The sequence below is a fragment of the Brevibacterium aurantiacum genome (genome assembly GCF_007558825.1).
In the GTDB taxonomy this organism is placed as follows: domain Bacteria; phylum Actinomycetota; class Actinomycetes; order Actinomycetales; family Brevibacteriaceae; genus Brevibacterium; species Brevibacterium aurantiacum_A.
Genome location: NZ_VLTK01000001.1, coordinates 308,990 through 333,402, shown reverse-complemented (window position 1 = coordinate 333,402; position 24,413 = coordinate 308,990). Strand labels below are relative to the sequence as shown.

Here is a 24,413-nt window from a genome sequence, read left to right as displayed (position 1 = left end):
GAAGGAGGACGATATGACCATCGAAGAAGCGCGCCCACTGGCTGGAAGACGAGTCCTCGTCACGGGCGGCTCGAAGGGGATCGGGGCAGCCATTGTCAGGGCCGTCCATCGGGACGGGGCGGCAGTGGCGATCCACTTCAACTCCGACGAGCACGGCGCTCGTGGCCTCGCGGCCGAACTCGGGGAGCGCGCACACCTCGTGCGTGCCGACCTGGCATGTCCCGGCACTGCCGCGGGGCTATGGGCCTCGGCGCAGGAAGCCCTGGGCGGCGTCGACACTCTCATCAACAACGCCGGAGCCTGGATCGCCTCGCCCGCAGCTGACCCGCACGCATGGGGCCGGGGATGGGAGGCGAACCTGCAGCTCAATCTCATCTCCGCAGCAGATCTGTGCAGGTGCGCCCTTGAGGAGTTCCCCAACCTCGGCGGGGGAACGATCGTCAACATCACGAGCCGCTCGGCCCATCGCGGCGATGACGCCGAGCATCTTGCCTACGGTGCGGCCAAGGGAGGGCTGCTGAGCCTGACGAAGGGGATCGCCCGGGGCTTCGGCAACAAGGGCATCCTCGCGTATGCCGTGGCTCCGGGATGGGTGGATACCGGCCTCGCCTCCGGAGAGATCGACGCGGGGACTCTCGCCGACCTCCCGCTGCGAGAAGTCACCCCGCCCGAAGATGTCGCCGAACTCGTGGCGTTCCTCGTCTCCGGACGGTCACGGCATCTGACCGGGGCAACCCTCGACATCACCGGGGCCGACTACGTGCGGTGAACGCACGGAATCAGAGCACCCGCATGGCGCTGAATCAGTGCACCCGCATGGCGCCTGATCAGAACCGCACAGCGTCGATGAATTTCTTCAGCTCCGGGTCCTCTGCTCTGTTGAAGGCATCGTCTGGGGTCGCATTCACCGCAATCTCTCCTTCGTGGAAGAACACGACCCGGTCTGCGGCCTTCGAGGCGAACGCCATATCGTGAGTGACGAGAGCGACGGCGATTCCTTCTTCTTCCTTGAGACGACGAAGAACGTCGAGGACCTCGGCGGCCACCGGTGGATCGAGCGCGCTCGTGATCTCATCGCAGAGCAGAAGCTTCGGTCGCATCATCAGCGCACGGGCGATCGCGACGCGTTGCCGCTCACCACCGGAGAGTTCGCTGGGACGGGAGTGGATGTGGTCGGACATCCCCACCTCGGCGAGGGCCTTCTCCGCTCGTTCCAGCGCTGCGGACTCGGACATGCCCAGTCGCTTCCGCGGAGCAAGAGTGAGATTCTTGAGCACATCCATGTGCGGCCACAGCGTGTAGCTCTGGAAGATCATGCCGACGTGGGAATCGACCTGCTTCCACGCCGGTGTGCGCTTCGAATCCTCGAACACGACTTCACCATCGAAGGTCATCGTGCCGTCATCGGGGTCGGTGAGCCCGGCGATCGCCCGCAGCAGCGTGGACTTGCCCGATCCCGACCTGCCGATGATGACGGTGATGTCGCCGGCGAGCATGTCGAAGTCGATGCTCTTCATGACCTCGCGATCACCGAAGCTCTTCTTCAGCCCGCGGCAGGACACGAGCACATCACCGGACTTCGCGGCGATGTCCCTGTGCGTCCCGGTGTGGGCAGCTGAGTTCTCACTCATGGTTTGACCTCGACTTTCGTTCCAGGCGCCATCTGTGCCGCAAGGCTCTTGCGACGAATGCCGCGCACATTGCCCGTCTCCATCATGTTGCGTTCGATCTTGCTCAGGATGAGCGAGGCAGGGAATGCGATGACGAAGTACATGAGAGCTGCGACGGAGAGGATCTCCAGTGCTCGGTAGGACTCCGTGGAGATCTTGTTCGCAGTGAACATCAGATCGGCCACCGCGATCGTGGACACCAGTGCGGTGTCCTTGAACAGTGAGATGTCGAGCGACATGATCACCGGCAGCTGCTGTTTGAGCGCCTGCGGGACGATGATGTGACGGATCTGCTGGAACCTGGTCAGCCGGAGCATCTTGCCTGCTTCGACCTGTTCAGGAGGAACCGCTTGGAATCCGCTGCGGTAGGCCTCGGCCATGAATGCGGTGAGATTGAGAGTCAGCGCGATGACTGCCGATATCGTGCCGGGGATGGTGATCCCGGTCAGAGTCGGCAGCGCGTAGTAGACCCAGAACAGCTGCACGAGAAGTGGGGTGCAGCGGAAGATCTCGATATAGAGCTGGGCGATCCAACGAATCACCTCGATGTTGGACATGCGCAGCAAGGCCACTGGAATGGCCAGGATCATGCTGAGGATGATGACGATGACCGATATCTCCACGGTCAGCAGCAGGCCGTCGAGCAACCGTGGGAAGTTGTTCGTGACCACGCTCCAGTCGAACGTGTAGTTCATGGGATTTCCCTTCTTTCAGGGGCAGGGTCGGTCACTTCATCGCGAGGTCGCCGAGGTTATTCGGACTGATCACTCCAGCCTTGTCCAGTGCAGCTTGGAACGAACCGTCGTTCTTCGCGTTCTGAATGGCGATATTGATGACCTGCAGTGAACGTTCATCGATGTCAGCGCTGACTCCGTAGTTCGAATCGCTCTTGAAGATGACCGGTTTCGGTCGCACGATCTTCAGCGCCTTGTTCTTCTGAGCGGCGTCGGCCAGGGTCGGGAGGTCACCGAACGCTGCGACTGCGCGACCGGCTTCCATCGCGGTGATCGACTGTGGGATCGCTTCGGCATTGACGATGTCGACTCCCAGGTCGACGACCCGACGTTCGTAGGACGTACCCGAGGCTACGGCGACGGGCTTCTTCGATTTGATGACATCCTCGGTGGACTTCAGACCGGAATCGGCTTTGACGATCCACACGCCTTCGTAGGTGTAGACGGGATCGGTGAACTGGATGGCCAATGACCGCTCCGAGGTGGCGTCGAGGTACGCACCGACATCGAACCGATCTGCTTGCAGGCCGGACACCATCTTCGACCATTCGGCGGCGACCGGAGTGAACTTCACCCCCATCTCCTTGGCCAGGTTCTGCAGCGGCAGCACATTCGGTCCGCCCATCTTGCCGTCCTTCTGCTCGCCCGTCATCGGGGGAGCAGAAGCGATTCCGACTCGGAGTTCGCCCTGATCCTTGATCTTCTGGATCCAGGCGCCGTTCTCTGTGCCTCCGACACCGCCTCCGGATCGAAGTCCGGCTCCGAAGTAGCCTCCTGCCAGCGCCAGAACGATGACGCCGACGATAGCGATGATGATTTGACTTGTTTTGGACATCTTTGTCTCTCCTCGTCAAAATGCCGGCCCCACTCTGGACCGACTGGGCAAGAAGCGGCGGGCCCCATCGTGATGGCGGACTGACACCTTCCACTGCCGCTGTGTCATACAATCGACCATATAGCGAGTTCTGCGCAATATCGAGAGTTGATCGGAAACTGGGCCTGCAAGTGTTATCAACTCAAGTGTTTTCATCGAGATCTGCTTCGCCAGATATCGGTGATTGTCTTACAATGCTGTGACGGTGAATCAATCGCGTGCAGTTCACCTCACCGGTTTGTGCGCAGCCACAGAATGGCGACGTGGAGTGCGGTGCGTGACTCCGCATCTTCCAGCGAGACCCCGAGCTTGGCCTGAAGTCTGTCCAGGCGCGCGTACAGTGCCGGACGGGACAAGAAGCCGCTGCGGGCAAGCGCTGACTTGTTGCCGCTGTGAGAGAGGAACTGTTCGAGGAGGGTGAGCATCTCCTCGCCGCCGCCGCCACCGCTTCCGCCTTCAGCTTCGAGCAGAGGAGCCAGCTCCGCCTCGGCGAAGGCCCGAACGCTCGGATCATCGCGCAGGGATGAGAGCAGTCCGCGCAGTCTTACGTCGGAGAATCGGTAGTACTTCCGTTGTCGCAACTCGAGCGTCGACGCGATCTCGGCCACCTGGTTGGCGGATTCGAGCTGGCTGGCGGCGTCGACGATCGACGTGCTCGTCCGCCCGACTCCGACTGTGGTGTCGCGGGTGGGAAGTTCATCGATGAGCCCATCAAGGACCGCATCATCGTCGGTGCCTGGGGGCAGCGCCACCACGGTGCCGAATGAACCCGATTGCAGTCCGGCGGACAGTGTGGAGCAGTGGTGAGCGGTTGCTGCAGTGACGAAAGCACGGTGCAGCGACCGTTCCCGCAGTTGGAGTGATGTCGGGTCGGTGTTCGGACCGCGATCAACGCGGACGACCACGGGAATCATGCGGCCTCGTGGTGCGAACCCCAGGTCCGCCGCCCGAATTCGGACCTGTTTCTCGTCGACGTCTGCCGATTCGATGATTTCGCGGACCAGTCCGCCCTGAGCCTGGATGAGAAGGTCCTGTTCGTCGCGTTCGGCCATCCGCGCCAAGGTCAGAGTCTGCGCGGCGCGCTCGATGACCTGCGCTGCCTCCTCGTCGGATTCCAGGCGGCCCGGCGCGAGCAGCCGGCCCCACCGACGATCTCGCAGTCCCACTGGAGTCTGCAGCCACCGTTGCCCGTGCCCGTGCCCGTGTTCGTGGCCCTCACCGAGGTCGTCCGGGCCATTGCTTTCACGCCGAGCAGTGCGCGACGACGGTATATCGCCGGCGTGGGCGAGTAGGCGATGTCCGACGTCTTCGAGCATGACGGGTGAGCCCAGCAGCTCTGATGTCCGGTCGACGATGTCCTGGGCTCCAGCACTCTCCAGGCTCAGCTGGGTGAAGACCTCGTGGACCGTGCGGGCACGCTCTACGCGGGCAAGCTGCCGACCGAGCAATTCCTGGTGGGCGAGCTCCGTGACGCGGACGAACTTGATCCGGTGACGCAGAATCACGATCGGGATCTCGCGACCACGGGCGGCGGCACGCACGTTCTCGATGGCTTCGTCATCAGGTCGGCCATCGTCATGAATGAGTTCGATGACGGCACCGGCGGCAGAAGCGGATTCGAGCTGATCGAGAAAATTTGCCGTCGACTCCTGTGACGACCGGTAGGACAAGCCTGTGCTGAGCACGAGTTCGCCGCCTTCGAGGAACTGCGCGACATTCTCCGAGTCGGCGATGTGGACCCATCTCACTGCACGCCCCACCTGGTCGCCACCTGTCACGACTTCGGGATCACCGCGGCGGATCTCGTCGACGTCGAGCAGGTTCGCGATCGTCAGATCCGGTTCTCGCTGCGACCAAGCTTCCACTGTTCGCTTCCCTTCGTCGTCTCCAGGCCACGTAGTTTACACAGTGTAAGGCTGCATGGATATATGTTGACAGGTCGTCCATGGCGATTCGGATGCGGCTGACTCACCATTGAAAGATCAGGATCACCTCGGCGGTCCGACCCACCTCGGCGATATGGAATGAAACGCGAAAGGACGGCGCATCATGACTGTGATCAATGCGAACGAAGAGCTCGATCGTGAGGTCAGCGACTCCAGGACTGAAGGCTCGGAGAGCAATGCGGAGCTTGTCCACAGCGAGCGGGCGTTCAGTGCCGAACAGCTGCAAGCAGGTCAACGCGCCTACGAGCTCGACCGTGCGCACGTCTTCCACTCCTGGCAGGCCCAGAGGCCATTCGAGCCGATGACGATCGTCGACGCGGCGGGCCCCTATGTCTTCGACGGCGACGGGCGGAAGCTGCTCGATATGTCCTCGCAGCTGGTGAACACGAACATCGGGCACCAGCACCCGAAGGTCGTGTCGGCGATTCAGGAGCAGGCGGCGAAGCTCTGCACGATTGCTCCCCAGCACGTCAACGATGCCCGCTCGGAGGCTGCCCGGCTCATCACCGAGCGGACCCCCGGCGATCTCGACCACGTGTTCTTCACCAATGGTGGTGCCGATGCGAACGAGCACGCGATCCGCATGGCGCGGCTGCACACCGGCAGGACCAAGGTGCTCTCCGCCTATCGCAGCTACCACGGCGGCACCCAGCTGGCCGTCAACGTCACGGGTGACCCGCGCCGTTTCGCCAATGACTACTCGGCCGAGGGCATCGTCCACTTCATGCCTGCCTACCAGTACCGTTCCTACTTCGGCTCCACCACCGAGGCGGAAGAGACGCAGCGAGCGCTGCAGCACCTTGAGGACATGATCACGCTCGAGGGCCCGAGCAACATAGCCGCGCTCATCCTCGAGACCGTGCCGGGCACCGCCGGGATCTACGGGCCTCCGGCCGGATACCTCGAGGGTGTGCGAGAGCTGACAGCCCGCTACGGCATCGTCTACATCGCCGATGAGGTGATGGCCGGCTTCGGCAGGACCGGTCGCTGGTTCGCCGTCGATCACTGGGACGTCACCCCGGATCTCATCACCTTCGCCAAGGGCGTGAACTCGGGCTATGTGCCACTGGGCGGAGTCGCGATCTCCGACGCGATCTTCGAGACCTTCCGCGACTGTGTCTATCCCGGCGGTCTGACCTATTCGGGTCATCCGCTGGCATGTGCGGCTGCGGTCGCCACGATGAATGCGATGGACGAGGAGGGAATGGTCGAGAATGCCGACCGCCTCGGTCGGGACATCATCGGTCCGGCTCTGCGCGAGATGGCGCAGCGGCATCCTTCGATCGGCGAAGTCCGCGGCATGGGCTGCTTCTGGGCCGTTGAGCTCGTCAAGGATCGGACGACGAAGGAGCCATTGGCCGCGTACGGCGGCAGCTCGCCGGAGATGAACCAGGTCATCGGTGCGATGAAAGCCGGGGGAGTGCTTCCCTTCGCCAACTTCAACCGAATCCATGTCGTCCCGCCTCTGAACACGCCCGACGAGGACGTGCGCTTCGGTCTCGAGGTCCTTGACGAAGCGCTGACCATCGCCGACGGATTCGTCTGCTGACCATCGCGCCTACTCACCGGGTCGATTGTGAACGTCGATACATTCCGGGACTGGTGGTGAGGTGTTCGGCCAGCTCAGAGATGAACGCAGAGTGTCGCGAGTGTAGATACACCGAACAGTGGGTGAAGATTCGGTGAAATAGGCGGTAGACTTTTTTCGATTGAGGACGCTGCCCGCCAGCAAAATCATCCACGGTCCGAATTGTGTCTACGTTCAAGGTCGCTTAGTGGAAATCATCTTCGTCGTCGTGTTGGTCATCGTGCTGGCACTGTTCTTTGACTTCACCAATGGCTTTCACGACACGGCCAATGCCATGGCGACTCCGATCGCCACAGGAGCGATCAAGCCCAAGGCAGCGGTCACCCTGGCAGCGTTGCTCAACCTTGTCGGTGCCTTTCTGTCCACCGAGGTGGCGAAGACCATCTCCGGGGGCATCATCAGAGAAGGTGGTGGGGGAGTCCAGATCACTCCGGACTTCATCCTTGCCGGCCTCATCGGTGCGATCATCTGGAACATGGCGACGTGGCGCTTCGGCCTGCCGTCGTCGTCGTCACACGCGCTGTTCGGCGGACTGATCGGTGCCGCGATCATCGGTGCCGGGCTCAACTCCGTCGACTTCGGCGTCTTCGTGTCCAAGGTGGTCCTGCCTGCCATCGCCGCTCCGATCATCGCCGGCGTCGGTGCGTATCTGTGCACGCGCCTGGCCTATTCCATCACGCGACGCAACGGCGAAGGGAAGACCGCTCACCGGGCTCCGTTCAAATACGGGCAGATCTTCAGCTCCTCTCTCGTGGCTCTGGCACATGGCACCAACGATGCGCAGAAGACCATGGGCGTCATCACCCTCGTCCTCGTTTCCGCGAACCTGCAGGATCACGGAACCGGTCCTCACCTCTGGGTGATCACCGCCTGCGCACTGGCGATTGCCCTGGGAACGTATGTCGGCGGCTGGCGAATAATCGACACCCTCGGCACGAAGCTCACCACGGTCAAGCCTGCTCAGGGGCTGGCTGCCGAGACCTCGACTGCCGCCGCAATTCTCGCCTCGTCGCACCTGGGCTTTGCCCTGTCGACGACGCAGGTGGCGTCCGGTTCGGTAGTCGGCTCCGGCCTGGGCCGTAAGGGCGCGGACGTGAAGTGGTCGACTGCAGGTCGGATCGCATCGGGCTGGCTGCTGACCATCCCAGCGGCCGGAATCGTCGGTGGTATCGCTGCAGCCATCGCGCATCTGGGCACCATCGGCGTCATCATCGACACCGTCATCGCGGTCGTCGCAGTCCTCTGGATCTTCCTCAGCTCGCGCAAGGCTGCGGATCCGGAGATCTCGAACTTCGACACCGTCGGCGAGGCGGTGGGAATCCGCGGCCGCAAGCGCAAGCTGCGGAAGGACCGAAACCGCAAGCGTGCCGAAATGAAGCGTGCTGATCGCATCGCTGCCCGCGACCAGCGACTCTCTGACAAAGCGGATGCGAAGTCCGGTGCCGGTCCAGCTGCCGAGGCAGCTGCGGATGCGAACATCAGCGCCGCTGCCGATACAGACTCCGACGCGGGCGCTGACCCCGACGCGAACCCCAGCTCCGGAACCGGTTCCGGTTCCGAGGTGAATGCCGGCTCGGATCCCAACGCCGTGCACACCTCAGCGGCGAAGACTGATGCGGATAAGACACGAGCCGATGAGGCACGCGCAGACAAGGGAGATTCGAAATGATCGAGTGGAGCTCATTCCTCATCGTTGCGGTTGCGACCTGGGTGTCAGCGATCGTCGTCATCACACTCTTCTCCACCGCTGTGCGGATGCGGGCAGTGCACGTCGACCTGGCTGCCGAAGGCCAGAGCAAGCCCCTGCTCAGGATCGGCTACTGGGCAGTGTTCGGTGTCTGCAGCATCGTTGTGCTCGTCGGCGTCTACCTGATCGTTCCTGCGCTCCACGGCGCCTGAGCGCGTCCTCTGACCGCCGCTGCCGCACCGCCTGCGGCACCCACCACCGCCGCACCGCCTGCGGTACCGCCTGCCGCACCGCCTGCCGCACCGCCTGCGGGACCGCCTGCCGCACCGCCTGCGGGACCCACCATCGGTAGTCGTATCCACTACGGTCCTTGGTATTCACAACCGTAAGCAAAGCACGTCCTCCCCGGAGCATCTTGTCCTACAGTTGCTGCAGGGCGTATTGGTGCTCCCGGCACGTGATGTGATTCGGCAACCGTCACGGGCCCCCGCTGGCGCCACTGAAGCCACCTCGCTGCACTGCGCGCGCCAAGCACCGCAGGCTCCGAACACCGCAGGCTCCGAACACCGCGGACGCTGCGTCCCGGCATACGAAAATCCCCCAACCACCTCGTCGGTGGTTTGGGGGATTCTCTGTCGCTCAATAGAGTCTCAGTGACTCGGGCGAGACTCAGGCGAGACCCAGGCGGTCGCGCAGGTTGTCGACCTCGGCGCGGAGTTCGGCTGGAACCGAATCGCCGAGCTGCTCGTACCATTCCTCGATGAGTCCGAGCTCGGTTTCCCATTCCTCGGGCTTGATCGCCAGAGCCTTGCGCAGCTGCTCGTCGGTGAAGTCGAGGCCCTCGGTGTCCAGGCCGCCCTCAACGGGGGTCAGGCCCAGCGGGGATTCGGCTGCGTCGGCGGTGCCGGTGACGCGTTCGAAGACCCACTTGAGAACACGCGAGTTCTCGGAGAAGCCTGGCCACAGGAACGAGTTGTCGTCATCGCGGCGGAACCAGTTGACGTAGAAGATCTTCGGCAGCTGGGCACCCTCGGTGTTGCCGATGTCGAGCCAGTGCTGCAGGTAGTCACCGACGTTGTAGCCGATGAAGGGACGCATGGCCATGGGGTCGCGGCGAACGACGCCGACGGCGCCGGTGGCTGCTGCGGTGGTCTCAGAGGAGAGCACCGATCCCATGAACACTCCGTGGTTCCAGCTCTTGGTCTCGGTCACCAGCGGCATCGTGGTCTTACGGCGACCGCCGAAGAGGATGGCCGAGATCGGCACGCCGTTCGGATTCGTCCACTCGGGAGCCAGGGTCGGGACGTTGGCGATCGGGGTGCAGAAACGCGAGTTCGGGTGAGCGGCTGGAGTCTCCGAATCCGGGGTCCAGTCATTGCCGCGCCAGTCGGTGAGGTGCGCTGGCTTCTCGTCGGTCTTGCCTTCCCACCACACGTCACCGTCGTCGGTCAGTGCGACGTTGGTGAAGATGTTGCCGCCTGCTTCGATGGCGCGCATCGCGGTCGGGTTGGTGGTGTAACCGGTGCCCGGCGCGACGCCGAAGAGGCCGAACTCGGGGTTGACGGCGTAGAGCTGGCCGTCGTCGCCGAAGCGCATCCAGGCGATGTCGTCGCCCAGAGTCTCAGCCTTCCAGCCGGCAATCGTGGGCTCGATCATGGCGAGGTTGGTCTTGCCGCAGGCCGAGGGGAACGCAGCGGCGATGTACTTGACCTCGCCCTCCGGGCTTGTGAGCTTGAGGATGAGCATGTGCTCGGCCAGCCAGCCCTCATCGCGGGCGATCGACGAAGCGATGCGTAGCGCGTAGCACTTCTTACCCAGCAGTGCGTTGCCGCCGTAGCCGGAGCCGAAGGACCAGATGGAGCGGTCTTCCGGGAAGTGGGTGATGTACTTGGTGGGGTTGCAGGGCCAGGCGACATCTTCCTGCCCGGGTTCGAGCGGAGCGCCGACAGAGTGCACGCATTCGACGAATGTGCCGCCGTTGGCCACGATCGCGTCGAGAGCATTCTTGCCCGAGCGAGCCATGACGAGCATGGAGAGAACGACGTAAGGGGAGTCGGTGACCTCGATGCCGAACATCGGTTGGTCGGCCTCTGCGTGTCCCATGACGAAGGGGATGACGTACATGGTGCGTCCCCGCATCGAACCGGTGAAGAGAGGTTCGAGAGTCTCTTTCATCTCGGCTGGCGCCATCCAGTTGTTGAGCGCGCCTGCGTCTTTCTCCTCGGCGGAGCAGATGTAGGTGCGGCCTTCCACGCGGGCGACGTCCTCGGGGTCGGAGGCCGCATAGAATGAGTCCTTGGTGCCGGTCAGGCGAACGATCGTGCCGGCTTCGACGAGCTGGTCGGCGATGGTGGCCTTCTGCTCATCTGAACCATCGACCCAGACGATATCGTCGGGGGTGGTGAGGGTGGCGACCCTGCTGACGAACGAAAGCACCGACTCGTTATCGGTCGGTGCGTTCTTCAGCTGGTCAGCGACGACGTCATGGTCGAGGACAGTCATGAGTGGTCTCCTGGTCAATCGGGGTTCCGCCTGGCGGCTGGTACATCTCCACCGTAGGACTCGCACGGGCCGGAAAATCCTGGTTTTGAGTCACTGGAAGATGTGCATTGGATCACAACGGCATTGCGGAAGACGTGGATGCGTCAATTCAATGATGTGTCTTTGCATTTCGGTGATTGTTTGTTGCAAAACGTGATTGTTCATGGAACCAGCGCCTTCGGGGCCCTCGCCGAGGTGGCTCTCACCGTCCGGTCGAAGCTTTCGCAGGTGATCTTCCGGGTCTTCCGGCGCTACCTGCAGGCAGGCTGCCTGCGAGATGGACTTAAATTCTACGAATAGTAGAATAGAGGGCAGTTGTCGTCATCACTGACGCCTTCGATCATGCTCTGAATCGGAACTGTCGGGACAGGGCATCTGTGACCTCAAATGAGAATCTAAGGAGCATCATGCCCCGCACCACCATCGGACTTGGTATCGTCCTCATCGTTGTCGGCGTCATTGCCTACGTCGCAACCTCATTCGCCAGCTGGACCGCTCTGATCCCGGCCATTCTGGGCGCCGTCCTCCTCATCTGCGGACTCATCGCACTGAAGAATCAGAAGCTCGGAATCCACATCGCTTTGGTTGTTGCCATCTTGGGTATCTTCGGCACCGGCATGAACGTCATGCAGGTCGGTGCGCTGATCGCCGGTGAGGCCGAGCGACCTGCGGCTGTGATCACGAGCATCATCACCTTCGTGCTGCTCATCATCTACGTCGTCATGGGCGTGCGCTCCTTCATTGCAGCCCGGCGCTGGAAGAATTCGGCGAAGCCAGAGGCTGCGCAGCAGTAGCCTGCCAACTGCCGCGTGGAGGGGCTGTGGATCGCCGATCGAGCGAGCCCAGCCCCTCCCTGCGGAAGCCGCAAATGTGGCGAAGCGCACTCGGGTCGAATTTGAGCTTGGGTGAATTCGGTGTGTATAGTTGATCGAGTTGCAGGGCGAGAGTCCAAACAACATGCGCCACTAGCTCAACGGATAGAGCATCTGACTACGGATCAGAAGGTTGGGGGTTCGAATCCCTCGTGGCGCACAGTAGAGGAGCCCCTCACCAGCAGAAATGTTGGTGAGGGGCTTTTTCGATGTGATCCACACCGTGACGCCGTCTTTATGCATTGAACACCTGGGACTGAGGCCTCGAGCTGCCTGAAAGTGTTCGGCGCTAGGATTGGACCATGGCCGCAATCACTGCCGATGACGGTGTCCGTCTCGAGTACACCCGGGCCGGAGTCTCCTCTGGTCGCCCAGTGGTGCTGCTGTCCGGGTTCAAGGCGCCGGCGACCAGCTGGCGCTACCAGGTCGGACCGTTGACAAGCGCCGGATACGAGGTGTTCTCCGTCGATCTGCGCGGTCACGGCAACGCCGATCACCCCAAGTCAGGCGTGACAATGGAGCGGCGCGGTCAGGATGTGGCGCAGGTTCTCGAGGCTCTGGAACTCACAGATGTTCTGCTTGTGGGCGGCTCCATGGGCGGCAACACAATCTGGTCCTATCTCACCCAGTTCGGCGCCGATCGCATCGCCGGAATCGTCATCGTCGATCAGACCCCGAAGATGCTCAACACCACCGACTGGCCCCACGGATACTACGGCTACAACGAATCCAACGTCGACGCCTACTTCGCTGAGGGCATCCCTCCCACCGGGTACGGCACCCCCGTCTGGAAGCGGGGCGGGCGCACGCTGCGTCTGCTCAAGGCCATGAAAGGTGTGGATCATCACCTCAGCCGCGGCGAGCTCGCACTTCTCAACGACCACGCGAAGGCCGATTGGCGTCCGGTGATCGAAGGCACTGACGTGCCCGTGCTCTTCGTCGCCGGAGCCGAAAGTGAACACTGGCCAGCATCGCACGCAGCCGCCACCGCAGGGCTCGCTCCGATCGGATCATCGACGGTCATCCCCAATGATGGGCATGCGGCCAACATCGAGAAGCCCGAGGCTTTCAATCAGATCCTGCTCGAATTCGCCGGGTCCCTCTGACGGGAACTGCGAGCAGCGCATCCCGCTGCTTCGGCGACAGATGCTTCACCGCTTCGCGCATCGTCACACCTGAAGCTCGATGTGCACGCGGCCGCATCCGGTCGAAGACCATGTCGGGACGTGTGCGGGCGGTGTCGCGCAGCACCCAGCCGATAGCCTTGCGGATGAAGAACTCCTTCTCCTCCAGCATCGCATCGGCGAACCGTGAAAATCGGGCGAAGTCACCGCGACCCTCACGCAATGGCCTGAGGTGGGCCAGCAGCGCAGAGCGCCGGATCCAGAGATCTTCGTCGCCCGCCCAACGCTCGAGGGTGGGATCGAACTTTGCATCGTGTTCGGACAACGGGCCGATGGCATCACCGGCGAGCGGATCGACGAGTGCCCAGGTGTGTGCCTGACGCGGCAGCCGTTCGAAGAGGTCAATGTCATCGGCGCCGAGGTGGTCCTGCTTGTGGATGAGCACCATCGTTGCCGCGCTGCGGAGTTCGTAGACTGGGGTCCGACTCGCGGCTTGCTCCATGCCGTCTGCGTCGCGTGCGTAGTCCCACAGCTGCTCGGCAAGTGCGATCACTCCGTCATGCTTCAACTCACTCGTGCGCAACACCTCGCGGACCACTCCCCGAGTAGCGGGCACGCCGACGCCGTAGTGGACGAGCTCGCTCTTGAGGTACGCCCGTTCCTTCGTGGCGCGTTCGGAGCTGCCACGGTACCGGAGTTCACGGTCGAGCACCTCGGCGAGGAAGCGCACACCGGACGCAGCTGATGTCATGGCACGATCATCCCACTGCGCGCCGAAAGCGGTGCAACGGTTGGTAAGTTCTGTTTGATCCAGGCGCTGGGATCGAGGAGAACTTACCAACTGTTGCGGCGTCGGCGCCGAAAAGCCAGGGTCCGAAGGTGGGGCTGCGCCGCGGGGGCGTCCGTTGCGCCTCATAAGTCCGTGACGACACAGAGATTTGCCACAACACAGAAGCCCACTCACACAGTGACATCACTGTGTGAGTGGGGCTTCGAGAATGACTCGGCCAGCCAGCCAGGCAACCAGCGGGCCAGCCAGCCAGGCAGTCGGGCGGTCGGTCAGGCAGCCGGTCGGCCGGCAAGCGGTTCAGCCGGTCAGGTGGATTCTGATCAGTCCGTGCCGGCGTCGAAGGCGGCGGACAGTCCGGCACGGTCGCTGGCGGCGTCGACATCATCGGTGGAGTTTGCGATCTCCTCGGCGCCACCGGCCTCAAGGGAACCGACGAGCTCCGAAGTCGGGCCCGAGACGATGCCCATGGCCGCGTACTGCTCGAGGCGGGCACGCGAATCGGCGATGTCGAGGTTGCGCATGGTCAGCTGGCCAATGCGGTCCTCGGGACCGAAGGCGGCGTCGCCCACGCGCTCCATCGACAGCTTCTCCGGGTGGTAGCTGAGGTTCGGTCCGGTGGTGTTGACGATTGTGTAGTCGTCGCCGCGGCGCAGGCGCAACGTCACTTCGCCGGTGATCGCCGAGGCGACCCAACGCTGCATGGATTCGCGCAGCATGAGGGACTGCGGGTCCAGCCAGCGACCCTCGTACATGCGACGACCCAGGCGGCGACCCTCTTCGTGGTAGAGCGCGATGGTGTCTTCGTTGTGGATGGCGTTGAGTAGGCGCTCGTAGGTGATGTGGAACAGCGCCATGCCGGGAGCCTCGTAGATGCCCCGTGACTTCGCCTCGATGATGCGGTTCTCGATCTGGTCGGAGACGCCGAGTCCGTGACGGCCGCCGACCTCGTTGGCCTTGAAGACCAGGGCGACGGGATCGTCGAATTTCTCGTCGTTGATCGACACGGGGCGACCCGCCTCGAAGCCGACGGTGACCTCTTCGGTCGCGACCTCGACGTCATCGCGCCAAGCGGCGACACCCATGATCGGTTCGACGATGTCGAGTCCGGCATCGAGGAATTCAAGAGTCTTGGCCTCGTGGGTCGCGCCCCAGATGTTGGCGTCGGTGGAGTACGCCTTCTCTGCGGAGTCACGGTAGGGGTAGCCGTGCTCGACGAGCCATTCGCTCATCTCCTGGCGGCCGCCGAGCTCCTCGACGAAGTCCGAGTCGAGCCATGGCTTGTAGATGCGCAGCTTCGGGTTGGCCATGAGGCCGTAACGGTAGAAGCGCTCGATGTCGTTGCCCTTGTAGGTCGAGCCGTCGCCCCAGATGTCGACGCCGTCTTCCTTCATGGCGCGCACGAGCATGGTGCCGGTGACCGCGCGGCCCAGGGGAGTGGTGTTGAAGTAGGTCTTGCCGCCGGAGCGGACGTTGAATGCACCGCACTGCAGAGCGACGAAGCCTTCTTCGACGAGCAGGCGCTTGGCATCGACGAAACGGGCGATCTCTGCGCCGTATTCCTTCGCACGCTCCGTCACGGAGTCGAGGTCGGGCTCGTCGTACTGGCCGATATCGGCCGTGTAGGTGCAGGGAACGGCGCCCTTGTGGCGCATCCATGCGACCGCGCAGGACGTATCCAGTCCGCCGGAGAAGGCGATTCCAACGTGCTCACCGATTGGGAGCGAAGACAATACTTTCGACATGCGCACCAGCTTAGCGGCCCGACCAACTCCTGTCGAATTGTTATGCATAGACATGTATTTTTATGTGAGACGGTGGTGTGCCAGGCTCTCCCCGAGGAAGTTGCGAGTCGGAGAACGCGGACAGATCGGACTGCTCGGCCGCACGAACGAGACCGATTTCATCCACGCGGCGGAGGTGTCGGGTTCTGCGGCAACGTAGGTTGGAACATGAGACCGGAGCCGGACTGAAGCAGGAGACCTGAAGCATCAGGGCTGAGGCGTCGGCGCAGGACTGAGGAGGAGCCGTGAGCACGGGAACGGATCACAACGACAACGCCAGCGTGGGCACAGACCCCGTGGCCACAGACTCTGCGGCCACCGGCCCTGCGGCCACCGGCCCTGCGGCCAACTCGGCGAGGCAGCTGGAGGAGGGGGTGGACGCTAAGGGGCGACCGTTGGCGATCGTGCCGGCCGCAGTGCCGTGGCTCGAGTTCGCAGTCTTCGTCGCCGTCGCGGTGATCCTCGCCTGGCTCGTCTGCCTGCCGCTGTGGTTGAGCGGTGAAGGGTTGGGTGATCCCGTGCTCGTGCAGGTGTCGGGGATGGCCATGATGTTCACCCCTCTTATCGCTGTGGTCGTAGCAATGATCGTCCAGCGCCGTCGCACCGGTGAGCCTCGGGCCAGTATCGTCAGGTACCTCGGCATCTGGCCTCTGCGTCCCTTCGGCCGGGTGCTCGGGATGACCGCACTCGCCTTCTTCGGGTTGTTCGTACTCGTTGCTGCGGCCTATCTGGTGGGAGCAGCCTTCGGATGGATGCAGGTCGATTTGCTTGGCCTCTCGGGTTTCAAGATGCAGCTCTCGCAGCTGCCGGGCCTGGACGAGGTCCCAGTGGTCCTGGCTGTGATCGGCTATCTGGTGATCATGGCGCTTGGCTCGGCGCTCAACGTGATCGTCGCCTTCGGTGAAGAGGTCGGCTGGAGGGGGTGGCTGCTGACGAGCCTGCGTCCGCTCGGCACCTGGCCGGCGCTGCTCATCGTCGGGGTGATCTGGGGCCTGTGGCACGCACCGCTGATCCTGCTCGGATACAACTTCGCACGCCCCGACATCACCGGTGTGGCCTTCATGGTCGGCGGATGCATCGTGCTGGGAGTCCTGTTCGGGTGGCTGCGACTGCGCACCGGTTCGGTCTGGCCAGCCGTCGCCGCACACGCAGCGCTCAACGGCTCGGCCGGAATGCTGCTCGGGCTGTTCATCGACGGCTCAGCCTCGACGCCGGACATGGCTTTGGTCTCCTTCCTGGGCGTGTCCGGATGGATCGTCTCCGCGATCGTCATCGCGGTTCTCTTCGCCACGGGCCAGTTCAGAAGGCAGCCCGAACTGGGTGTCAGACAGCCGAAGGCACCCGCGCCCGTTGCGCCGACCGCACCAGCTGTGCCTCCCGCGTCCGCTGCGCAGCCGATGGCACCCGCGGAGCAAGTACCTCCAGCGACGCCTCGTGGCGAAGCGCATTGAGGCCGAGGTCAGGCATCCGTTAGGCTCAAAAGCCCATACCTCAAGGAGAATTCCATGGCACTAGGATCATCGTTGCTGCAGACAGCAGGACGCGTACTCACTGCACCGATCTTCATCACTGGCGGTTACTCGGCACTGACAAACCCGGGCGGCCGGGTCCAGGCTGCCGGACCGACGCTCGATGCGATCCGCGAATACGTGCCGGTCCTGTCCGACGACGATGAGTTCCTGGTCCGTGCCAACGGCGGACTCCAGCTCTTCGCTGGGACCACGATGGCGTTGGGCATCAAGCCACGTCTGTCCGCTCTTGCACTCGCCGGATCTCTGATCCCGACCACACTGGCTGGTCACGCATTTTGGGAGATGGACGGCGCCGATGCCGCTGCACACAAGACCCACTTCTCGAAGAATGTCGCGGCCCTGGGTGGTCTCCTCCTCGTCGCAGGTGCCCAAACGACCAAGCAGGCAGCTAAGAATGCGGCCCGGAAAGCCGCAGCGAAGGCTCAGAGGAAAGCCCTGAAGCAGGGCTGAGGGAGGACCCTCCGAGTCCCACGCCAGCATCTTCCTTATTAGCTTAGGCTAAGCTCAGTTCTGAATGCATGGCTGAGCGAGGGGAAGACGGCAATGGTCAATTGGCAGCGTGGCGTGATGCGCCTGATGCGGATCTCCAACCATGAGATTGCGGTGACTCGGGTCGAGGACTTCACTGACTTCTACCGGCGCATCCACTTCACCGGACCGCAGCTCCTGTCTGAGCTCACCGAGGTGTTTCCTACCCTGTGGACCAGGCTGTGGTTCCCTCACCCGGAGAAAGGTGAGGGACATGTCAGCCAGCGCGGTTACACGTTCGTCGATATCGACGTGGCTACCGGCTCGTTCAGTCTCGACTTCGTCATCCACGGTGACGCAGCGAACCCCGCCGGCACCGGTCCAGCCAGCCGGTGGGCGGTGAGCGCGACACCGGGGACGACCATCGAGGCCGCGCTGACCCCTGCCCGCATCGATCTGCCTTCGGACACGGACCGCATCCTCCTCGCGGGCGACCTCACCGCGCTCCCGGCAGTGAATTCCTGGCTGCAGACCATCCCCGCAGAGGTGCCAGTGACCGTTGCGATCGAAGACGACCACGAGCCGACCACAGTGAACACCCTTCCCCGAGCCGAGCATCCGAACGCTCGGTGGGTGTGGGTCCGCAGCGAGGGTCCGTTCGGGGCAGCCTTGGTTGAGCATGTGCGCTCGTTCGACCTCGATCCGGACGGGCTCTACGTCTGGGCAGCCGGCGAACGCAGTCTCATCAAACAGGTCCGTACGTTGATCAAACAGGATCTGGAGCTGAAGAAGGACCATCATTTCTCACAGTTCTACTGGTTCGAGGGCAAACCCACGGGGTGAGCTCTCCTATTCGAGGCTGTCGTGACCACGTCGGAGCGGATAGCGTGGAGATTATGTCAGCGAACAATGACGGCCCAGTGGATCCGCTCGGCTCCCATCCGCGTAGCTCCAATCTGCTCAGCGCTGAGGTGAACGAGATCGTGACCTTCAATGACGTCGATGATCCCGATCTCTGGATACGGCCCGATCTCCCACACGCTCCCATCGAATTCGTCGATCACGATCCTGCTTGGGCTGAGAACTATTCGCAGCTGTCGCAGCAGATCCTCACCCGGCTCGGGGACAAAGCCCTCGGCATCGCTCATGTCGGCTCCACCTCGGTGCCTGGTCTGGCGGCGAAGCCGATCATCGATGTCGCTCTCGTAGTCGCGGACCCCCGCGTAGAGCCCGACTTCCGACCATCGCTGAACCAGATCGGTTTCGAACTCGTCATTCGCGAACCGGCCTGGTACCAGCACCGAATGTTCAAGCACCTCGACGCGCATTCAGGAATCCTGGTCGCTCCGATGTGCAACCTTCACGTGTTCGGACCACGGTGCCCGGAAGTCGCCCGCATGCGCCTGTTTCGCGATTGGTTGATTGGCAGCCCCGATGACCGGAATCGCTATCAGGCGGTGAAGCTGCGCTCGGTCGCTGAGGCGAATTCCGCCGGTGAGACGGTCATGGAGTACAACGCTCGCAAGCAATGCGTCATCAGGGAGATCTATCGCAGCATCTTCCGTGCAGAGGGCTGGATCTGAGCAACCGCGCCACACCCCTGGAAAATCGCATTGAAGCGCCTATGCTCGAGGTATGGCGAAGGCACTTCTCATCGTGGACATCCAGAACGACTTCACCGAGGGCGGGGCGCTCGGCGTGGACGGCGGCGACTCCGTGGCCACCGAGGTGACCCGCTACCTCGGGGCCCATGCCGGTGACTACGACGCAATCATAGCCTCCCGCGACTGGCATGATGCCGACAGCGACAACGGCGGCCACTTCGCGGCGAACCCGGACTTCGTCGACACCTGGCCGATCCACTGCGTGGCCGGCACAGGAGGCGCCCAATACGATCCTCTGCTGACCACCGACGCCATCACCCACCATGTGCGCAAGGGGCAGGGCACCCCCGACTACTCTGCCTTCCAGGGGACGACGGATGAGGGGGACCACCTCGGCGATCTGCTGACGAAGCTCACCATCACCGAGGTCGACGTCGTCGGCATCGCCACCGACCATTGCGTATGCGCCACCGTCCTCGACGCCCTCAATGGCGGATGGTCCGTCCGTGTTCACCAGGAGCTCATCGCAGGAGTCGGCAAGGACTCCTCCACGTTGGCCCTGGCCGAGATGGACGCCGCCGGAGCGACGATCGTCTGAAGTAATTGCCCAGGTGACACGGTGCATAGTCGAGAATCCTGCGCTTTCTCCATCGAAAGTTGCAGGTTGAGTCTGAACTCCTAGGCGATGTTTCCGGCTCAGAAACTTGATGAGCTTGAGACATGAACACAACACTTGCGAAAAGCGCGCACACGCTCGTGTCGAAGCGCGGTTCGTGGTTCGTCCTCGGCGGGGTCGTCATCCTCGCCACCCTGCTCTTCGGACTCCTGTCCGGCGCAGGCGAGGACCGGGCCAACGAATCAGCTCCGGCCGACTCCGAATCCTCTCGGGCCGCCCAGCTCCTGCAGAAGTTCCCCGACGCCGACAAGCAGTCGGTCATGGTCGTTGCCTCCCACACCGACGGTTCGGTCCTCAGCGACAGCGACCAGTCCGAATTGGGGAAGCTGAGCGCCTCGCTCGGCGACTACATCGACTCCGCCCAGAACGGCGAATCGAGCACAGACTCCTCGTTTGGTGATGCTGCGTCCCAGGCGAGCGGACCGATCATGAGTGATGACGGCAAGGCTGCGCTCCTCATGGTCCCCATCGATGTCGGCCTGACCAACTCCGACACCGCCGATACCGTCGATGGACTCCGCGACTTCATCGCCGAGAACTCTCAGGCAGGTGACCTCACGGACTCCGGCATGTCCCTCCTGGTCACCGGTGGACCGGCGATCGGTGCCGACATCGCTTCGGCATTCGGCGGCGCGGACTTCACGCTCCTCATCGTCACCATCGTCATCGTCGCACTCCTGCTCATCATCACCTACCGCTCGCCGATCCTGTGGCTGCTGCCGCTGATCGTCATCGGCACCGCCGACGGACTCGCATCCACCGTGACCGCAGCAGTCGGTGATGCACTCGATCTGCAGTTCGACACGGGCATCATCAGCGTCCTCGTCTTCGGTGCCGGTGCCAACTATGCGCTCCTGTTCATCTCCCGCTACCGGGAGGAGCTGGGCCGCGAAAGCGACCACCGTCTGGCACTTGGCTCCGCCTGGGCCCACACCGCATCGACGATCCTCGCCTCGAACCTGACCGTGGTTCTGTCACTGCTCAGCCTCGTCTTCGCCGTCATCCCGGGAACCCGCGGACTGGGCATCACCGCCGCAGTCGGACTCCTCATCGCCGCGGCCGCCGTGCTCTTCGCCCTGCCTCCGGTTCTCGCGATCTGCGGCAAGGGCGTCTTCTGGCCTTTCGTCCCCACGGTGCAGGGCGCCACCGCCGAAACTGCCGCGGATGGGCGAGCTGCTGACGACACCTCCGGGACCAGGTCCGCAGCGAAGCCTTCCATCTGGAGGACCATCGCGACTCGCGTGGTCAAGAAGCCGGGCATCCACCTCGGCGCCGGAATCATTATTCTCGGTGTCATGGCCACGGGTCTCATCGGCACCTCGGTGGGACTGGATCAGTCCGAGAAGTTCCGTGTGCAGTCCGAATCGGCGCAGGGCCTCGACGTCCTGTCCGAGCACTTTCCTCCCGGTGAGTCGCAGCCGATCTGGGTCGTGACCGACTCAGCCCACGCCGATCAGGCAGCTGACTCCGTGGCTGACATCGACGGTGTCGTGCGCGCCAGCGTCATCGACGAAACGAGCACCGGGGCAGACTCGATCTCGAAGGTCATGGTCACAGGCGAATACGAACCCGACAGCCCTGCGGGCCTCGATCTGATCACGGACATCCGGTCAGACGTCGACGCGATCGACGGTGCGAACGCACACGTCGGCGGCGCGGCGGCAACCGAACTCGATGCCCGCGACGGCAACGCTCAGGACTTCGGGACGATTGCACCGATGATCCTGGTCATCAGCTTCATCATTCTGCTCGGCATCCTCCGTGCCCCGCTCGTGGCGGGAACCCTGCTCGTGGTCAACGTGGCGTCTTCAGCCGCGGCGATCGGCCTCGGCGCATTCCTCAGCCGGACGATGTTCGGTCAGGGAGCACTCGATGCCCAGGTTCCGATCCTCGCTTTTCTGTTCCTCGTGGCGCTGGGCATCGACTACTCGATCTTCCTGTCTCACCGTGCGAAGAAGGAATCGGTCGTCCACGGTGCCCGCCAGGGCATGATCGAAGCCGTCAGCCACACCGGCGGCGTGATCACCAGTGCGGGAATCGTTCTGGCCGGGGTGTTCGCAGCCCTGGGCATGCTGCCCCTGATGGTTCTGGGCCAGCTGGGACTCATCGTCGGAGTCGGCGTCCTCGTCGACACCGTGCTTGTGCGCACGGTCATCGTTCCAGCCATCTTCGGCCTGGCCGGAAACCGGATGTGGTGGCCCAACAGGGCAATCACACACTCGGAGCACAAGTACGCCGATGCTGACGCCGCCGCGGCCGGTGATGAGGAGACGGGGGATCTCCAGTCAGCAGGCTCAGCCCACGGCAGGCACTGACCCAAAGGTGCCGCGAGCTGACACAGGCGACTGACGCAGTCAGCTCACACGGGCAGGGCCCGACCATCGAAACAACTCGATGGTCGGGCCCCGTCGCCGCCGCAAGCGTCGACCGCTGAAAAGAGCACGCACTCGCCGCAGATGTGATTGAGTTGGCAGGAATGACCACAGCAGGATTGACGACAAGCACGAAGAACGACTTGCAGGGGGGTGACACCGTGGACACACGCGGGTGGACAGAGAGAACCATGGAGATCGGCCAGCACGCAATGGCCCTGGCTCTCACCGTGATCTCGTGCGTCCGCGCCTTCGATGCGGGAGCGGTACCCCTGGCCGCGATCGCCGTGAGCATCGTGTTCCTCGCCTGGTACGCCCTCGGCGCCGTCCGGGCCGCTCGCAGCGGTGCAATCGTTCTGGCCAAATGGTGGCTGCTGGTCCTCGCCGGTGCGTGGCTGTGCACCTTACTGGTCTCCGCCGAATTCATCTGGATCGCCTTCGTCCTCTGGCTGCTCGCCGGTCACCTGTTCTCGTTGCGCATAGCCGTTGTCTTCACCGCGCTGACCTACATCGCGACGGTCGTGGCACCCCTGGCCCATTACGGTGCGGTCGGCACCGCGAGCATCATCGGGTCGCTCATCGGCGCGGTCTTCGCGCTCGGACTCTCCCGTGGCTACATCGAACTTCTGCGGGAGGGGCGCAGGCGCGAAGAGCTGCTGCAGTCCTTGGAGCTGGCTCACCAGAATCTGCTGGACCTGCAGGACGAACTGGCCTTGACTCAGCGCCATGCCGGTGAGATCCAGGAACGCACCCGCGTGTCCCGCGACATCCATGACACGATCGCACAGGAGATCTCCTCGATCCGTCTCATCGCCCACGCCGAGGTGGACAGGACCACCGATGAGCACGCACAACAGGTTCTGCGCCAAGTCGAGGACCTCGCCGCTCAGAGTTCGCGCGACGTGCGCCGGATCATCGCCGCCCTCGCCCCGGCCGAGCTCGAGGACGGAGCGCTGACCGCGGCCCTCCGACGCCTGCTCACCCGCCTGGAGGAGGACACGTCCATCCGGGGTCGCGTCGAGGTCGACGAGACCGTGCCCTCTCTGCCCGCCGAGGTGGAGGTTGCACTGCTGAGGACCGCGCAGTCCGCGCTCGCCAACGTCAGACAGCACTCTCAAGCCTCGAGGGTCGTGGTCAGCCTCATGGACTTGGACGGATCGATCCGCATGGACATCGTCGACGACGGTGTCGGCATGGCCGACCCGGAGGCGCGAAAGCGCGAATCGGAATCCGGTTTCGGACTTGATTTCATCGGCTCACGGATGCGCGAGCTGGGAGGCGAACTCGTCATCGAAACGACGCCCGGTTCAGGCTTCGCAATCTCAGCCACGCTGCCCAACAACCCGACTCTCACGTCACGACAGGACCACCTCGGCGAGGCCGATGACGCCGATGGACAACGCACGCAAGGGGACAGCGCATGAGCATTCGAGTGATTCTCGTCGACGACCATCCTGTGGTGCGGGCCGGCCTGCGGTCCGTCATCGACGCCCCCGACCATATCGCTGTCGTCGGCGAGGCCAGCAGCGGCGAGGAAGCGCTGGCCATAGTCGATGAGCTCGCACCCGATGTGGTGATGTGCGATCTGCGACTGGGCGATGGCATCGACGGCATCGAGGTGACGAAGCGGCTCAACGCCATGGAGCAGAAGCCTGCGGTCCTCATCCTCACGACCTTCGACAACGATTCGGAGATCGTCGCCGCCCTCAACGCCGGAGCTGCCGGTTATCTGCTCAAGGACATCAACCCCGAGGACATCTCGACTGCAATCGAGAAGGCCTCACGCGGGGAGACCTATCTGCCGCCCGAGATCTCATCGAAGGTCATCGCCGCGATGCGAAATCCAGGGCCGAAGCTGACCAGAAGGGAACGCGACGTGGTGAAGCTGCTGGCCACCGGTGCCTCAAACGCTCAGATCGCACAGGAGCTCTTCGTCACCGAAGCGACCGTGAAGAGCCACCTGGTCAACGTGTTCACGAAGCTCGGCGTGGACTCTCGTTCCCGCGCCATCCGTGTCGCCGAGGACCAGGGGCTGGTGTAGCAGCTGCCGGCGCGGAATCGGACTCCAGGCGGAATCGGACTCCAGGAGGCTGGGCTCAAAAGTTGTCCTGAAGTTCACCGATACTCATCGGCGGATTGTTGGTTCGCATGAGG

Annotated in this window: 22 protein-coding genes and 1 tRNA gene; 16 read left to right on the top strand and 7 right to left on the bottom strand. The window is 63.3% G+C overall.

Annotated elements, in window-relative coordinates:
* Positions 1-13: 13 nt before the first annotated feature.
* A complete protein-coding gene (locus tag FO013_RS01600) occupies positions 14-769 on the top strand; it encodes an SDR family NAD(P)-dependent oxidoreductase (protein WP_143920776.1) in 756 nt (251 codons plus the stop codon).
* A 58-nt stretch (positions 770-827) separates the two neighbouring features.
* Here FO013_RS01600 and FO013_RS01595 read toward each other — a convergent pair whose 3' ends face one another.
* The 4 genes from FO013_RS01595 to FO013_RS01580 all read right to left on the bottom strand — a co-directional run bounded on the left by FO013_RS01595 (position 828) and on the right by FO013_RS01580 (position 5,143).
* On the bottom strand, positions 828-1,631 hold the full coding sequence (locus tag FO013_RS01595) for an amino acid ABC transporter ATP-binding protein (protein WP_143920774.1): 804 nt from the start codon (positions 1,629-1,631) through the stop codon (positions 828-830).
* The gene (locus FO013_RS01590) at positions 1,628-2,365 is read right to left on the bottom strand and encodes an amino acid ABC transporter permease (RefSeq protein WP_143920772.1); all 738 of its coding nucleotides are present in this window, start codon (positions 2,363-2,365) and stop codon (positions 1,628-1,630) included. The genes FO013_RS01595 and FO013_RS01590 overlap by 4 nt, the downstream gene beginning before the upstream one ends.
* A 31-nt stretch (positions 2,366-2,396) precedes the next feature.
* The gene (locus FO013_RS01585; protein WP_143920770.1) at positions 2,397-3,239 is read right to left on the bottom strand and encodes a substrate-binding periplasmic protein; all 843 of its coding nucleotides are present in this window, start codon (positions 3,237-3,239) and stop codon (positions 2,397-2,399) included.
* Positions 3,240-3,508: 269 nt separating this feature from the next.
* A complete protein-coding gene (locus FO013_RS01580) occupies positions 3,509-5,143 on the bottom strand; it encodes a PucR family transcriptional regulator ligand-binding domain-containing protein (RefSeq protein ID WP_143920768.1) in 1,635 nt (544 codons plus the stop codon).
* A 184-nt stretch (positions 5,144-5,327) separates the two neighbouring features.
* Between FO013_RS01580 and FO013_RS01575 the strand changes: the two genes are divergently transcribed.
* From FO013_RS01575 to FO013_RS01565, 3 genes are all read left to right on the top strand, one after another.
* A complete protein-coding gene (locus tag FO013_RS01575) occupies positions 5,328-6,773 on the top strand; it encodes an aspartate aminotransferase family protein (RefSeq protein ID WP_143920766.1) in 1,446 nt (481 codons plus the stop codon).
* Positions 6,774-6,999: 226 nt separating this feature from the next.
* A complete protein-coding gene (locus FO013_RS01570; protein WP_143920764.1) occupies positions 7,000-8,481 on the top strand; it encodes an inorganic phosphate transporter in 1,482 nt (493 codons plus the stop codon).
* Complete coding sequence (locus FO013_RS01565) at positions 8,478-8,711, top strand: hypothetical protein (protein WP_143920763.1); 234 nt, start codon at positions 8,478-8,480, stop codon at positions 8,709-8,711. The genes FO013_RS01570 and FO013_RS01565 overlap by 4 nt, the downstream gene beginning before the upstream one ends.
* 457 nt (positions 8,712-9,168) lie before the next feature.
* On the opposite strand, the gene FO013_RS01560 is transcribed toward FO013_RS01565, so the two are convergent.
* Positions 9,169-11,001: a phosphoenolpyruvate carboxykinase (GTP) gene (locus FO013_RS01560; RefSeq protein WP_143920761.1), complete on the bottom strand. Its 1,833-nt coding sequence runs from the start codon at positions 10,999-11,001 to the stop codon at positions 9,169-9,171.
* Positions 11,002-11,139: 138 nt separating this feature from the next.
* Between FO013_RS01560 and FO013_RS01555 the strand changes: the two genes are divergently transcribed.
* From FO013_RS01555 to FO013_RS01540, 4 genes are all read left to right on the top strand, one after another.
* Positions 11,140-11,340: a hypothetical protein gene (locus tag FO013_RS01555; protein ID WP_143920759.1), complete on the top strand. Its 201-nt coding sequence runs from the start codon at positions 11,140-11,142 to the stop codon at positions 11,338-11,340.
* A gap of 107 nt (positions 11,341-11,447) precedes the next feature.
* Positions 11,448-11,834, top strand: coding sequence for a cytochrome d ubiquinol oxidase subunit II (locus tag FO013_RS01550; RefSeq protein ID WP_143920756.1), 387 nt, complete (start codon positions 11,448-11,450; stop codon positions 11,832-11,834).
* A gap of 165 nt (positions 11,835-11,999) precedes the next feature.
* Positions 12,000-12,072, top strand: a tRNA-Arg gene (locus FO013_RS01545).
* Positions 12,073-12,214: 142 nt separating this feature from the next.
* Positions 12,215-13,018, top strand: a complete 804-nt coding sequence (locus FO013_RS01540) for an alpha/beta fold hydrolase (protein ID WP_143920754.1) — start codon at positions 12,215-12,217, stop codon at positions 13,016-13,018.
* Here the strand turns inward: FO013_RS01540 and FO013_RS01535 are convergent.
* Together FO013_RS01535 and argG are read right to left on the bottom strand one after the other, a co-directional pair.
* A complete protein-coding gene (locus tag FO013_RS01535; protein ID WP_143920752.1) occupies positions 12,981-13,787 on the bottom strand; it encodes a DNA alkylation repair protein in 807 nt (268 codons plus the stop codon). The two genes, FO013_RS01540 and FO013_RS01535, sit on opposite strands and share 38 nt — an antisense overlap.
* A gap of 359 nt (positions 13,788-14,146) precedes the next feature.
* A complete protein-coding gene (gene argG / locus FO013_RS01530; protein WP_143920750.1) occupies positions 14,147-15,568 on the bottom strand; it encodes an argininosuccinate synthase in 1,422 nt (473 codons plus the stop codon).
* 284 nt (positions 15,569-15,852) lie between these two features.
* Here argG and FO013_RS01525 point away from each other — a divergent pair, with 284 nt between their 5' ends.
* The 8 genes from FO013_RS01525 (at position 15,853) to FO013_RS01490 (ending at position 24,300) form a co-directional block, all read left to right on the top strand.
* Positions 15,853-17,058: a CPBP family intramembrane glutamic endopeptidase gene (locus FO013_RS01525; RefSeq protein WP_260847909.1), complete on the top strand. Its 1,206-nt coding sequence runs from the start codon at positions 15,853-15,855 to the stop codon at positions 17,056-17,058.
* 54 nt (positions 17,059-17,112) lie between these two features.
* Entirely contained in the window at positions 17,113-17,589 is a 477-nt protein-coding gene (locus FO013_RS01520; protein ID WP_143920748.1) for a DoxX family protein, read from the top strand.
* Between the two features lie 93 nt (positions 17,590-17,682).
* Positions 17,683-18,450, top strand: a complete 768-nt coding sequence (locus tag FO013_RS01515; protein WP_143920746.1) for a siderophore-interacting protein — start codon at positions 17,683-17,685, stop codon at positions 18,448-18,450.
* Between the two features lie 53 nt (positions 18,451-18,503).
* Complete coding sequence (locus FO013_RS01510) at positions 18,504-19,190, top strand: GrpB family protein (protein WP_143920744.1); 687 nt, start codon at positions 18,504-18,506, stop codon at positions 19,188-19,190.
* A 52-nt stretch (positions 19,191-19,242) separates the two neighbouring features.
* A complete protein-coding gene (locus FO013_RS01505; protein ID WP_143920742.1) occupies positions 19,243-19,809 on the top strand; it encodes an isochorismatase family protein in 567 nt (188 codons plus the stop codon).
* Positions 19,810-19,931: 122 nt separating this feature from the next.
* A complete protein-coding gene (locus tag FO013_RS01500) occupies positions 19,932-22,202 on the top strand; it encodes an MMPL family transporter (RefSeq protein ID WP_143920740.1) in 2,271 nt (756 codons plus the stop codon).
* 218 nt (positions 22,203-22,420) lie between these two features.
* On the top strand, positions 22,421-23,683 hold the full coding sequence (locus FO013_RS01495) for a sensor histidine kinase (protein ID WP_260847908.1): 1,263 nt from the start codon (positions 22,421-22,423) through the stop codon (positions 23,681-23,683).
* Positions 23,680-24,300: a response regulator gene (locus tag FO013_RS01490; RefSeq protein ID WP_143920738.1), complete on the top strand. Its 621-nt coding sequence runs from the start codon at positions 23,680-23,682 to the stop codon at positions 24,298-24,300. The genes FO013_RS01495 and FO013_RS01490 overlap by 4 nt, the downstream gene beginning before the upstream one ends.
* The last annotated feature ends 113 nt before the right edge of the window (positions 24,301-24,413 follow it).